Consider the following 13,442-nt stretch of genomic DNA (forward strand, 5'->3'; position numbering starts at 1 on the left):
ACGATCAGGCGGGTTACTGCATCAACACCTCAATCACCCCATCCGCCGCCATCGTCACTTGGCTGGTGCCCGCTTCCACTTCCGGCGTAACCGACTCAGCATCCATGGACGCCGCTTTCATCATCATCTGTGGGCGCATGAACGGCTGTGGATAACCGTTGGTGTTGAAGTTCAGGTTGACGATTTTGTAGCCCTTGCCGCCCAGGGCGTCGGTGGCCAGTTGGGCGCGGGCCTTGAAGGCGTTGACGGCGTCTTTGAGCAGGGCGTCTTCGCTGCTTTGGCGCACGGCGGTCGAGATGGCGAAGTCCATGCCGCCCATTTTCATATCGGTGAGCAATTCGCCGGTGAGTTTGGACAGGGCGGCGAAGTCGGCGCTTTCCAGGCGCAGTTCGGCGCGTTCACGCCAGCCGGTGATTTTCCCGCCTTTGTTGTCGTAGATCGGGTAGCTGCTGCGGCTGCCCTGGCGCAGGGTGATGTCCTTGACCTGTTTGGCCTGGCCGATGGCTTTGTTCAGTGTGGTGCTGACGGCTGCGGCGAGTTTGGCCGGGTCGGTGTTCTGTTCCTCGGTGTAGAGGGTGACGATCATCAGGTCGCGCGCCACGTCCTTGTTGACTTCGGCGCGTAGGGAAATCTGGTTGTAATGCAGCTCATCGGCGGCCAGGGCCGGCAGGCTGGCGAGGGTGCCGAGGCTGAGGGCGAGCAGGGCGGCGGGGCGACTGAACGTGTGCATGAAAGCTCCTTGGGATGAGGCGCAGGGGTAAGGTCCGGGCCTGCGTGAACGGTAAGACTCTAGCTTTTATGGGCGGGTTCGCACAGTTACAACTTCTATACAGATTGCGGGTGGGAGGCTTTTTGTGGCGAGGGGATTTATCCCCGCTGGGCTGCGCAGCAGCCCCAATAGTGTCATGACACTGGTTCAGTGTGATGGCTGATCTTTTGGGGGCGCTTCGCGCGCCAGCGGGGATAAATCCCCTCGCCACAAGGTCATGCCGCGAGGCTGGAAGCTGTGGCGCTTTGCCGCATATCTGCCGCTGCAACCCGTGCCTTGGTTATACTCCGTGCGATCCGCCTGGAGCGCTCATCAGGAGAGCTCATGCTCGCCCCTTTGCAAATGACTTCCGCCTCTCGCCAGAACCTCTGGCGCCTGACGTTTATCCGCATTCTGGTCCTGGCGGCCCAGGCCGGGTCCGTGGGGCTCGCCTATTGGTTCGACCTGTTGCCGCTACCCTGGCTGCAATTGGCGATCACCCTGGTCTGTTCCAGTGTGCTTTGCGCGCTGACGGCGATTCGCCTGCGCACTTCGTGGCCGGTGACCGAGCTCGAATACGCCGTGCAACTGGCCTGTGACCTGTTTATCCACAGCGCGTTGCTGTATTTCTCCGGCGGTTCCACCAACCCCTTCGTTTCCTATTACCTGGTGCCGCTGACCATCGCCGCGGTGACGTTGCCATGGCGGTTTTCGCTGATCCTTTCGGGCATCGCCCTGGCGCTGTACACCTTGCTGCTGGCGCGTTTCTACCCGCTGGAAACCTTCCCCATCGCCCGGGAAAACCTGCAGATCTACGGCATGTGGCTGAGTTTCGCCCTGGCCGCGGCGGTGATCACGTTTTTTGCCGCGCGCATGGCCGAGGAACTGCGCCGCCAGGAAGAACTGCGGGCCATCCGCCGCGAAGAGGGCCTGCGCGATGAGCAATTGCTGGCCGTGGCGACCCAGGCCGCTGGCGCCGCCCATGAATTGGGCACGCCGCTGGCGACCATGAGCGTGTTGCTCAAGGAGATGCGCCAGGATCATCACGACCCGGCACTGCAAGAGGACCTGGGCGTGTTGCAGGATCAGGTCAAGCTCTGCAAGGAAACCCTGCAGTACCTGGTGCGCGCCGCCGAGGCCAATCGCCGGCTGGCCATCGATATGCAGGACGTCACTGACTGGCTCGATGAGGCGCTGAACCGCTGGCACCTGATGCGCCCGGAAGCCAGTTACCGCTTCCAGCGCCTGGGCCAGGGCCCGGTGCCGCGCATGGCACCGCCGCCGGACCTGACCCAGGCGTTGCTGAACCTGTTGAACAACGCTGCCGATGCCTGCCCCGAAGGGCTGGAAGTGGCGCTGGACTGGAACGCCTATGAGCTGACCATCAGCATCCGCGACCACGGCGCCGGTGTCCCGTTGGCGATCGCCGAGCAGATCGGCAAGCCGTTCTACACCACCAAGGGCAAAGGCTTCGGCCTCGGCCTGTTTTTGAGCAAAGCCAGCGTGACACGCGCCGGCGGCTCGGTGAAACTCTACCCCCATGAGGAAGGCGGCACGCTCACCGAGCTGCGCTTGCCCCATGCCGACCGAGGAGACGAAACATGAGTGACGAGATCCAAGTCGACGGCGAAGAACTGCCGCACCTGTTGCTGGTGGATGACGACGCCACGTTCACCCGCGTGATGGCCCGGGCCATGTCCCGTCGCGGCTTTCGCGTGAGCACCGCCGGCTCCGCCGAGGAGGGCCTGGCCCTCGCCCAGGCCGACCTGCCGGACTACGCCGCCCTGGACCTGAAAATGGACGGCGATTCCGGCCTGGTGTTGCTGCCCAAGTTGCTGGAGCTGGATCCGGAGATGCGCGTGGTGATCCTCACCGGCTATTCGAGCATCGCCACCGCGGTCGAGGCGATCAAGCGCGGTGCGTGCAATTACCTGTGCAAACCGGCGGACGCCGATGACGTGTTGGCGGCGCTGTTGTCCGAGCATGCCGACCTCGACACCCTGGTGCCGGAAAACCCCATGTCGGTGGATCGCCTGCAATGGGAACACATCCAGCGGGTGCTGACTGAACACGAAGGCAATATCTCCGCGACGGCCCGCGCCCTGGGCATGCACCGGCGGACCTTGCAGCGCAAATTGCAGAAGCGCCCCGTGCGTCGCTGAACCTGCGCTGAACAAATGTTGTCCACCCTCGCGATAAATCGGGCCGTTGCTCTATGATCGGCCCGAGTTCTTTTCTCTATTGAGCCTTAACCATGAATCAGAACGCTGAATATTCCGCGGTCAATGACGCGGTGCGCGGGCAGTTTTTCCGTCGTGTCTGGCAAATGACCACGCCATACTGGCGCAGTGAGGAGAAGGGCAAGGCCTGGACGTTGTTGATCGCTGTCATCGCACTGTCGCTGTTCAGCGTGGCGATCTCGGTGTGGATCAACAGTTGGTACAAGGATTTCTACAACGCCCTGCAAGAGAAGAACAGCGCGGCGTTCTGGCAGTTGATCCTGTATTTCTGCGGCATTGCGGCGGTGGCGATCCTGGGCGCGGTGTACCGCTTGTACCTGACGCAGATGCTCACCATTCGCTGGCGGGCCTGGCTGACGGAGCAGCACTTTGCCCGTTGGCTCAATGACAAGAACTATTACCGGCTGGAGCAGGGCGGTTATACCGATAACCCGGACCAGCGGATTTCCGAAGACCTCAACAGCTTCACCACCAATACCCTGAGCCTGGGCTTGGGGCTGCTGCGGACCGTGGTCAGCCTGGTGTCGTTCTCGATCATTTTGTGGGGCGTTTCGGGCAGCATCGAAGTGTTCGGCTACACCATCCCGGGCTACATGTTCTGGTGCGCACTGGTGTACGCGGCGGTGGGCAGTTGGCTGACGCACCTGATCGGCCGTCGCCTGATCGGGCTGAACAACAACCAGCAACGCTTCGAAGCCGACCTGCGTTTCTCCATGGTCCGGGTGCGTGAAAACGCCGAGAGCATTGCGCTGTACAACGGCGAACCGAACGAGAACCGTCGCCTGAGCGGGCGTTTCGGCCTGGTCTGGCATAACTTCTGGGACATCATGCGAGTGTCCAAGCGCCTGACGTTCTTCACTTCCGGCTATGGCCAGATCGCGATCATCTTCCCGTTCATCGTCGCCGCGCCGCGTTACTTCGCCGGCAAGATCCAACTGGGCGAGCTCATGCAGATCAACTCGGCGTTCGGCAATGTGCAGGAGAATTTCAGCTGGTTCATCAGTGCCTACGCCGACCTCGCCGCGTGGCGCGCCACCTGTGATCGTCTGCTGAGCTTCCGCCAGGCCATGAGCGACAACGAAGACCGTGTGCCGGCCATCGACGTGCAAAACCAGGGCGACGCATTGAAGGTGCGCAACCTGGGGCTGGACCTGGCCGACGGCCGTCATTTACTTGATAACGCCGATATGAGCGTGGCGCCGGGCGAGCGGGTCATGCTCAGCGGTCGTTCCGGCAGCGGCAAATCCACCCTGTTTCGCGCGATGGGGCATTTGTGGCCAGCGGGGCACGGGACGATCCGGCTTCCGGCGGCGCGTTATCTGTTCCTGCCGCAGAAACCCTATCTGCCGATTGGCAGCCTGCGCGAAGTACTGAGTTATCCACAGGCTGGCGACGTCTACCCCAACGAACGTTATGCACAGGTGCTGGAAACCTGCCGCCTGCCGCACCTGGTCCCGCGGCTGGATGAAAGCAACCACTGGCAGCGCATGCTCTCGCCCGGTGAGCAACAGCGCCTGGCGTTTGCTCGCGCATTGCTTTATGCCCCGCAATGGTTGTACATGGACGAAGCCACGTCGGCGATGGATGAAGAAGACGAGGCGACGCTGTACCAGGCGCTGATCGACCAGTTGCCGGGCCTGAGCATTGTCAGCGTTGGCCATCGAAGCAGTTTGAAACGTTTCCACCCGCGACATGTGCGGATCGAAAATGGCCAACTGGTGGAGCGCACCGTGACCGCCTGAACACTACAAAACCTGTGGGAGCGAGCTTGCTCGCGAAGGCGGTGGGTCAGTTGATATTGATGTATCGGACAACCGCTTTCGCGAGCAAGCCCGCTCCCACACTGGATTTGTGTTGATCGTGATATTTAGCTACGCAACCTATCCAATGTGGGAGCGAGCCTGCTCGCGATGAAGGCGACTCGGTGTCAGTACCAGACTTGCCACCGCACCCACGGTGATCGTACAACCACGTTGCGCTATGATGATGCCATTCAGCCGCTTGCCGAGACACAGACCCATGGAAAACCCGATCGACGTACCACGCCTTCCCCGCAAACGCCGCAGCCTGGCGCAGGAGCTGGTGACGGTGCTGACCGAGCAGATTCGCGACGGTCTGCTCAAGCGTGGCGATAAATTGCCAACCGAGTCGGCGATCATGGAAGCCCATGGCGTCAGCCGCACCGTGGTGCGCGAGGCGATTTCCCGGTTGCAGGCGGCCGGCCAGGTGGAAACCCGCCACGGCATCGGCACCTTCGTGCTGGACACCCCGAGCCCGAGCGGTTTCCGCATCGACCCGGCCACGGTGGTCACCTTGCGGGACGTGCTGGCGATCCTGGAGTTGCGCATCAGCCTGGAAGTGGAGTCCGCGGGGCTGGCGGCGCAGCGCCGTAGCGATGAGCAACTGGCGACGATGCGCGCCGCCCTCGATGCCTTGAAGGAAAGCGCCGCCCATGCCAGCGATGCGGTGGCTTCGGACTTCGCCTTCCACCTGGAAATCGCCCTGTCCACCGGCAACCGTTATTTCACCGACATCATGACCCACCTGGGCACCAGCATCATCCCGCGCACCCGGCTGAACTCGGCGCGCCTGGCCCACGATGACCACCAGCACTACATGGATCGCCTGAGCCGCGAGCACGAGGAAATCTACGAAGCCATCGCCCGCCAGGACTCCGACGCCGCCCGGGCGGCCATGCGCTTGCACCTGACCAACAGCCGTGAGCGGCTGCGCCAGGCCCATGAAGAGGCGCAGGCGCAGGGTTAGGTTCTGCCAGTTGAGAAGAGGTGAGTCACTGTTCTGGCTGGACCGGGGCATGATTTCTGTGGCGAGGGGATTTATCCCCGCTGGGCTGCGAAGCAGCCCCAAAGCAGTCGACCCAATCCTGATATCCAGAGGTATCAGTTTGGGGGCGCTTCGCGCCCCAGCGGGGATAAATCCCCTCGCCACAAGAGAATGGTGTCTGGCTTTGTATCTGGGTGTCTGTCTGATAGTAGGCGACCAGCCTTATGCCTCAACCCGCAACATTTGCGGCTCGGATTGATCGTTGTCCCAGCCGGCCTCGTAACTGACCTCGTAACGAAGCTCAACCAATTTGCCTTCGAATGCCATCAAGTCGGCGTTGGTTAAAGTCAATGTCACATCCTTGCGTGGCGTAGACTCCTCGCCCTCAGTCAGGGCGGCAAAAGCGCCCACACGTTTGGAGTCGAGGGTCAATTGGGCTGACGAGTTCGGTTCGAAATCTGCATTCGGAATCTCTATGGTCAACGTCTCGATCTTCGACAAGCGGATCGTGACCTCTTCATTGGCTGGAAAATCCTGAAGCGTCGGCTTCGCATACGTCGTCATGATTTCACTCCCTGTGAGGCGGCCCTGGTCGTCGCGTGCGGGCGGGCTCACTAAAACGATTGAGAAAAGGACTACGGCCGGGCGTGGCGCGGCCATACGGGGGTTATGCCCCCCTTGCTGTGGCGATGCCTACTGGCAGAGTTGACAGTGGCGATGAATGGTCCCGGCCTCGGCCGACAAGTTTCATCCTCTTCCAATCCCCTCAAAGTCCCGATTTACAAGGCTTCGCGACAAATCCCCCAGCCCCGGCACCCGACAAAAGACGAAATGCAGTTGACGTTCACATTTTAAGTTGTACGATGACCTACAACTTCTGGCCGAAGCTTAACCATTTCATACACATCATTTGCGTCCCAGGGTGTTCGAATAATGAATCCACAAGAACTGAAGTCCATCCTCTCGTCTGGCCTGCTGTCGTTCCCGGTCACCGATTTCACTGCCCAAGGCGATTTCAATCGCGACAGCTACATCAAGCGCCTCGAGTGGCTGGCCCCGTATGGCGCCTCTGCACTGTTCGCAGCGGGCGGCACCGGTGAATTCTTCTCCCTGGCCGCCAGCGAGTATTCGCAGGTCATCAAGACCGCTGTCGATACCTGCGCCACCAGCGTGCCAATCCTTGCCGGTGTCGGCGGTGCCACCCGCCAGGCCATCGAATACGCTCAAGAAGCCGAGCGCCTGGGTGCCAAAGGCCTGTTGCTGCTGCCGCACTACCTGACCGAAGCCAGCCAGGACGGCGTTGCCGCCCACGTTGAAGCCGTGTGCAAATCGGTGAAGATCGGCGTGGTGGTGTACAACCGCAACGTCTGCCGCCTGAACGCCACTCAGCTGGAACAACTGGCCGAGCGCTGCCCGAACCTGATCGGCTACAAGGATGGCCTGGGCGATATCGAACTGATGGTGTCGATCCGTCGTCGTCTTGGCGATCGCTTCAGCTACCTGGGCGGCCTGCCGACTGCGGAAGTCTACGCCGCGGCCTACAAGGCCCTGGGCGTGCCGGTGTACTCCTCGGCGGTGTTCAACTTCATCCCGAAAACCGCGATGGACTTCTACCACGCCATTGCCCGCGACGATCACGAAACCGTGGGCAAGATCATCGACGACTTCTTCCTGCCTTACCTGGACATCCGCAACCGCAAGGCCGGTTACGCGGTGAGCATCGTCAAGGCTGGCGCGAAGATCGTTGGCTATGACGCGGGCCCTGTGCGCACCCCGCTGACCGACCTGCTGCCAGAAGAATACGAAGCCCTGGCCGCGCTGATCGACAAGCAAGGCAAGCAGTAACAAACCCGATGAGGCCGCTGAGTAATCAGCGGCTTTTTACGTAAGGTTTGTTCGTCCCCACGCTCCAGGTGGGAATGCCACCAGGGACGCTATGCGTCCCTAGACAGCTTTTGTAGAAGGAGTAGCTCCGTGGCAGATTCAAAGCGTTTCGATAACTACATCAACGGTCAGTGGGTGGCCGGTGCCGACTATTGCACCAACATCAACCCGTCTGACTTGTCCGATGTCATTGGTGAATACGCCAAGGCTGATGCAGCGCAAGTCAATGCCGCCATCGAAGCCGCCCGCGCCGCGTTCCCGGCCTGGTCGACCTCGGGCATCCAGGCCCGTCATGATGCGCTGGACAAAGTCGGCAGCGAGATCCTCGCCCGCCGTGAAGAACTCGGCCAACTGCTGGCCCGGGAAGAGGGCAAGACCCTGCCCGAAGCCATTGGCGAAGTGACCCGCGCCGGTAACATCTTCAAGTTCTTCGCCGGTGAATGCCTGCGCCTTTCGGGCGATTACGTGCCGTCGGTGCGCCCGGGCGTCAACGTCGAAGTGACCCGCGAAGCCCTCGGTGTGGTCGGTCTGATCACCCCGTGGAACTTCCCGATCGCCATCCCCGCGTGGAAAATCGCTCCGGCCCTGGCCTACGGTAACTGCGTGGTGATCAAACCCGCCGAGTTGGTGCCGGGCTGCGCCTGGGCCCTGGCCGAGATCATTTCCCGCGCCGGTTTCCCGGCCGGTGCGTTCAACCTGGTGATGGGCAGCGGCCGCGTGGTCGGCGAAGTGCTGGTCAACAGCCCGAAAGTCGACGGCATCAGCTTTACCGGTTCGGTGGGTGTGGGCCGGCAGATCGCGGTCAACTGCGTGTCGCGCCAAGCCAAGGTGCAGTTGGAGATGGGCGGCAAGAACCCGCAGATCATCCTCGACGACGCCGACCTCAAGCAGGCCGTCGAACTGGCGGTGCAGAGCGCGTTCTACTCCACCGGCCAGCGTTGCACGGCTTCGAGCCGCCTGATCGTCACCGCCGGCATCCACGACAAGTTCGTCGCGGCCATGGCCGAGCGCATGCAGTCGATCAAGGTCGGTCATGCGTTGAAGGCTGGTACTGACATTGGCCCCGTGGTTTCCGAAGCCCAGCTCAGCCAGGACTTGAAGTACATCGACATCGGCCAGAGTGAAGGCGCGCGGCTGGTCAGCGGCGGTGGCCTGGTGACGTGCGACACCGAAGGTTATTTCCTGGCGCCGACCCTGTTCGCCGACAGCGAAGCCTCTATGCGCATCAGCCGCGAAGAGATCTTCGGCCCGGTGGCAAACGTCGTGCGTGTGGCCGACTACGAGGCGGCGCTGGCGATGGCCAACGACACCGAGTTCGGTCTGTCCGCCGGTATCGCCACCACCTCGTTGAAGTATGCCAATCACTTCAAGCGCCATTCCCAGGCGGGCATGGTGATGGTCAACCTGCCGACCGCCGGCGTGGATTACCACGTGCCATTCGGCGGGCGCAAAGGTTCGTCCTATGGTTCGCGTGAGCAAGGTCGCTACGCGCAAGAGTTCTACACCGTGGTGAAGACCTCTTACATCGGATCGTAAACGCAACACCGGCCGGAGCTGGATTTCCAGCCCCGGCCGTACAATCTGCTGACCCGCATAAAAATAAATAGTGGGAGTACTTTTACATGCAAGCGACCAAGCCGACTCACGTCCGCTATTTGATCCTGCTCATGCTGTTCCTGGTGACGACGATCAACTATGCCGACCGTGCCACCATCGCCATCGCAGGCTCCAGCCTGCAAAAAGACCTCGGCATCGACGCCGTCACCCTCGGTTATATCTTCTCCGCTTTCGGCTGGGCCTACGTGGCCGGGCAGATTCCCGGCGGCTGGCTGCTCGACCGTTTCGGGTCGAAAAAAATCTATGCCTTGAGCATTTTCACCTGGTCGCTGTTCACCGTGCTGCAAGGCTATGTCGGTGAATTCGGCATGTCCACGGCTGTGGTTGCGCTGTTCATGCTGCGCTTCCTGGTAGGGCTGGCCGAAGCGCCGTCCTTCCCCGGCAACGCACGGATCGTCGCCGCCTGGTTCCCTACCGCAGAACGCGGCACCGCCTCGGCGATCTTCAACTCGGCGCAGTATTTCGCCACCGTGTTGTTCGCACCGCTGATGGGCTGGATCGTCTACCGCTTCGGCTGGCAGCACGTGTTCATCGTGATGGGTGTGATCGGCATCGTGTTCTCGCTGATCTGGCTGAAGGTGATCTACAGCCCGCGTCAGCATCCGATGATCAACGAGGCCGAGTTCAATCACATCGCTGCCAATGGTGCGATGGTCGATATGGACCAGGACAAGGGCAAGGAAAAGAAAGCCGACGGTCCGAAGTGGGATTACATCCGCCAACTGCTGACCAACCGCATGATGCTCGGCGTGTACCTGGGCCAATACTGCATCAACGGTATCACCTACTTCTTCCTGACCTGGTTCCCGGTGTACCTGGTGCAGGAACGTGGCATGACCATCCTCAAGGCCGGTTTCATTGCGTCCTTGCCGGCGATCTGCGGTTTCATCGGCGGCGTGCTGGGCGGGGTGATTTCCGATTACCTGCTGCGCAAGGGCCACTCGCTGACCTTCGCCCGCAAGACGCCGATCATCGCCGGCCTGCTGGTGTCCAGCAGCATCGTGGCGTGCAACTACGTCGATATCGAATGGATGGTAGTGGGCTTCATGGCCCTGGCCTTCTTCGGTAAAGGCGTCGGCGCACTGGGCTGGGCCGTGGTCTCCGATACGTCGCCAAAACAGATCGCTGGCCTGAGCGGTGGCCTGTTCAACACCTTCGGCAACCTGGCATCGATCACGACACCAATCGTCATCGGCTACATCATCAGCGCCACCGGTTCGTTCAAGTGGGCACTGGTGTTCGTTGGTTGCAACGCGCTGGTGGCGGTGTTCAGCTACCTGGTCATCGTCGGGCCGATCAAGCGTGTCGTGCTCAAGGAACCCACGGCCAAGGATGCCGACATCTCCAGCCTGTCTGAAGCTAAATCCTGAAGGAGCGGCGTCAATGCAACTGATTGAACATGCCGATTCGCCCCGTTACATCCGCCTGCACGAGCGAGATAACGTGGTGATCGTCGTCAATGACCAGGGCGTACCAGCCGGGACCGAGTTCCCGGATGGCCTGGTCACCGTCGACTTTGTGCCGCAGAGTCATAAAGTCACCTTGCAAGACATTCCCGAGGGTGGCGAGGTGATCCGCTACGGCCAGGTCATTGGCTACGCGCTGCAACCGATCCCCCGTGGCAGTTGGGTCAAGGAAGACCAGTTGCGCATGCCCACCGCGCCGCCGTTGGACAGCTTGCCGCTGTCCACCGACGTGCCGACGGCCGATGCGCCGCTGGAGGGCTACACCTTCGAGGGCTATCGTAACGCCGACGGTACCGTCGGCACGCGCAACATCCTGGGCATCACCACCACCGTGCAGTGCGTCACCGGTGTGTTGGACCACGCGGTCAAGCGCATCAAGGACGAATTGCTGCCCAAATACCCGAACGTCGATGACGTGGTGGCGCTGACCCACAGCTACGGCTGCGGCGTGGCGATCACCGCCACCGACGCCTACATCCCGATCCGCACCGTGCGTAACCTGGCGCGCAACCCGAACCTGGGTGGCGAAGCACTGGTGATCAGCCTGGGCTGCGAGAAATTGCAGGCCGGGCAGGTGATGCATGAGAACGACAGTTCGGTGGACCTCAGCGAGCCGTGGTTGTATCGCTTGCAGGATTCCAGTCACGGCTTCACCGAAATGATCGAACAGATCATGGAGCTGGCCGAGACTCGCTTGAAGAAGCTCGACCAGCGCCGTCGCGAAACCGTGCCAGCCTCGGAGCTGATCCTGGGCATGCAGTGCGGTGGCAGCGATGCGTTTTCCGGCATCACCGCCAACCCGGCGCTGGGCTATGCCTCGGACCTGCTGTTGCGCGCGGGGGCGACGGTGATGTTCTCCGAAGTCACCGAAGTGCGCGATGCGATCTACCTGCTGACCTCCCGGGCACAAACCCAGGAGGTGGCCCAGGAACTGGTGCGGGAAATGGACTGGTACGACCGCTACCTGGCCAAGGGCGAGGCCGATCGCAGCGCCAACACCACGCCGGGCAACAAGAAGGGCGGGCTGTCGAACATCGTCGAGAAATCCCTCGGCTCGATCGTCAAGTCGGGCAGCAGCGCGATCAATGGCGTGCTCGGCCCGGGCGAGCGGTTCAAGCAAAAGGGCCTGATCTTTTGCGCCACACCGGCCAGTGATTTCGTCTGCGGCACGCTGCAACTGGCGGCGGGGATGAACCTGCATGTCTTCACTACCGGTCGCGGCACGCCGTACGGCTTGGCCATGGCCCCAGTGGTGAAGGTCTCGACCCGCACCGAACTGGCCCAGCGCTGGCCGGACCTGATCGACATCGACGCCGGCCGGATTGCCACCGGACGCGCCACCATCGAGGAGCTGGGCTGGGAGCTGTTCCACTACTACCTGGACGTGGCCAGCGGCAAGAAACAGACCTGGGCCGAGCGGCACAAGCTGTACAACGACATCACCTTGTTCAACCCGGCGCCGATTACCTGATGATTTCGTGATCGCTGGAGATCCAGTGTGGGAGCGAGCTTGCTCGCGATAGCGGTGGTTCAGCTTGGATTGATGTTGCATGTGCCGCCGTTATCGCGAGCAGGCTCGCTCCCACAGGGACTGGAGTGAATTCAGTTTCTGTGAGCCCCCAAAAAAAATGTGGGAGCGAGCCTGCTCGCGATAACGCTCTACCAGACGCCAATGCCGTGAGTGGCTTATCATTAGCCACCTAACGACACCCCTCTGAAGGTCCTCGGCATGCTGGCAATTTTCCTCGAAACCCTGAACGTCACCGCGCCGGTGTTTGCCATGCTGTTTCTGGGGGTGTTGCTCAAGCGCATCGACTGGATCAACGACAACTTCATCCACATCGCCTCGTCCCTGGTGTTCAACGTCACCATGCCGGCGCTGTTGTTCCTCGGCATCCTCCATGCCGACCTGCATGCGGCGTTGCAGCCTGACCTGCTGATCTATTTCTCCGTCGCTACCCTGGCGAGTTTCGCCATGGCCTGGGGCTGGGCGATCTGGCGATGCCCGCGGGAAGATCGCGGCATCTACACCCAAGGTGCGTTTCGCGGCAACAACGGCGTCATCGGCTTGGCGCTGGCGGCGAGCATGTACGGCGACTACGGGATTTCCCTGGGGGCGATTCTCGCGGCGCTGGTGATCCTGTTCTACAACACCTTGTCGACCATCGTGCTGGCGGTCTACAGCCCAGTGATCAAGTCCGACCCGTGGAGCATCTGCAAAAGCGTGATCAGCAACCCGCTGATCATCAGTGTGATTGTCGCCACGCCGTTCGCCTACTGGCAGATCGGCCTGCCGAACTGGTTCGAGACCTCGGCCAAGTACTTGTCGCAAATGACCTTGCCCCTGGCGCTGATCTGCATCGGCGGCACACTGTCGCTGGCGGCCTTGCGCAAGAGCGGCAAGATGGCCTTGAGTTCGAGCCTGGTGAAAATGGTCGGCTTGCCACTGTTGACCACCCTCGGCGCATGGCTCTGGGGCTTTCGCGGGGCGGAGCTGGGGATCCTGTTCCTGTACTTCGGCAGCCCCACCGCCGCCGCCAGCTTCGTCATGGCCCGGGCAGCCGATGGCAACCATGAACTGGCGGCGGCGATCATCGTCATCACCACCTTGATGGCAGCGATTACCACCAACCTGGGGATTTTTGTGTTGCAGTGGGGTGGGTGGATCTAGGTTCGAAGGTTGTGGTGTTCTTTAGGCCCAAT

The 13,442-nt window shown here is 61.5% G+C and carries 11 protein-coding genes; 9 read left to right on the forward strand and 2 right to left on the reverse strand.

Going from position 1 to position 13,442, the window contains the following annotated elements; translation table 11 throughout:
• Positions 1-13 precede the first annotated feature (13 nt).
• The gene (locus PBDP_RS04510; RefSeq protein ID WP_109753525.1) at positions 14-730 is read right to left on the reverse strand and encodes an SIMPL domain-containing protein; all 717 of its coding nucleotides are present in this window, start codon (positions 728-730) and stop codon (positions 14-16) included.
• A gap of 363 nt (positions 731-1,093) precedes the next feature.
• Between PBDP_RS04510 and PBDP_RS04515 the strand changes: the two genes are divergently transcribed.
• The 4 genes from PBDP_RS04515 to PBDP_RS04530 all read left to right on the forward strand — a co-directional run bounded on the left by PBDP_RS04515 (position 1,094) and on the right by PBDP_RS04530 (position 5,754).
• Positions 1,094-2,353: an ATP-binding protein gene (locus tag PBDP_RS04515; protein ID WP_116834169.1), complete on the forward strand. Its 1,260-nt coding sequence runs from the start codon at positions 1,094-1,096 to the stop codon at positions 2,351-2,353.
• The gene (locus tag PBDP_RS04520; RefSeq protein WP_042732380.1) at positions 2,350-2,910 is read left to right on the forward strand and encodes a response regulator transcription factor; all 561 of its coding nucleotides are present in this window, start codon (positions 2,350-2,352) and stop codon (positions 2,908-2,910) included. Before PBDP_RS04515 ends, PBDP_RS04520 begins: the two co-directional genes overlap by 4 nt.
• Before the next feature lie 92 nt (positions 2,911-3,002).
• On the forward strand, positions 3,003-4,730 hold the full coding sequence (locus tag PBDP_RS04525) for an ABC transporter ATP-binding protein/permease (RefSeq protein WP_109753527.1): 1,728 nt from the start codon (positions 3,003-3,005) through the stop codon (positions 4,728-4,730).
• A gap of 277 nt (positions 4,731-5,007) precedes the next feature.
• On the forward strand, positions 5,008-5,754 hold the full coding sequence (locus PBDP_RS04530) for a FadR/GntR family transcriptional regulator (protein ID WP_072410832.1): 747 nt from the start codon (positions 5,008-5,010) through the stop codon (positions 5,752-5,754).
• Between the two features lie 240 nt (positions 5,755-5,994).
• Here PBDP_RS04530 and PBDP_RS04535 read toward each other — a convergent pair whose 3' ends face one another.
• Positions 5,995-6,336, reverse strand: coding sequence for a hypothetical protein (locus PBDP_RS04535; RefSeq protein WP_163855312.1), 342 nt, complete (start codon positions 6,334-6,336; stop codon positions 5,995-5,997).
• A gap of 369 nt (positions 6,337-6,705) precedes the next feature.
• On the opposite strand from PBDP_RS04535, the gene kdgD reads away from it, so the two are divergent.
• From kdgD to PBDP_RS04560, 5 genes are all read left to right on the forward strand, one after another.
• Positions 6,706-7,617: a 5-dehydro-4-deoxyglucarate dehydratase gene (gene kdgD, locus PBDP_RS04540; protein ID WP_014336610.1), complete on the forward strand. Its 912-nt coding sequence runs from the start codon at positions 6,706-6,708 to the stop codon at positions 7,615-7,617.
• A gap of 129 nt (positions 7,618-7,746) precedes the next feature.
• Positions 7,747-9,192, forward strand: coding sequence for an aldehyde dehydrogenase family protein (locus PBDP_RS04545; protein ID WP_060739176.1), 1,446 nt, complete (start codon positions 7,747-7,749; stop codon positions 9,190-9,192).
• A gap of 86 nt (positions 9,193-9,278) precedes the next feature.
• Positions 9,279-10,643 (forward strand): MFS transporter, encoded by a 1,365-nt coding sequence (locus PBDP_RS04550; protein WP_109753530.1) that lies wholly within the window; start codon positions 9,279-9,281, stop codon positions 10,641-10,643.
• Positions 10,644-10,656: 13 nt separating this feature from the next.
• Positions 10,657-12,210 (forward strand): galactarate dehydratase, encoded by a 1,554-nt coding sequence (garD, locus tag PBDP_RS04555; RefSeq protein ID WP_116834171.1) that lies wholly within the window; start codon positions 10,657-10,659, stop codon positions 12,208-12,210.
• Positions 12,211-12,468: 258 nt separating this feature from the next.
• Positions 12,469-13,410, forward strand: a complete 942-nt coding sequence (locus tag PBDP_RS04560; RefSeq protein WP_109753533.1) for an AEC family transporter — start codon at positions 12,469-12,471, stop codon at positions 13,408-13,410.
• The last annotated feature ends 32 nt before the right edge of the window (positions 13,411-13,442 follow it).

Source organism: Pseudomonas sp. St290, assembly GCF_018325805.1.
GTDB classification, from domain to species: Bacteria; Pseudomonadota; Gammaproteobacteria; order Pseudomonadales; family Pseudomonadaceae; genus Aquipseudomonas; species Aquipseudomonas bijieensis.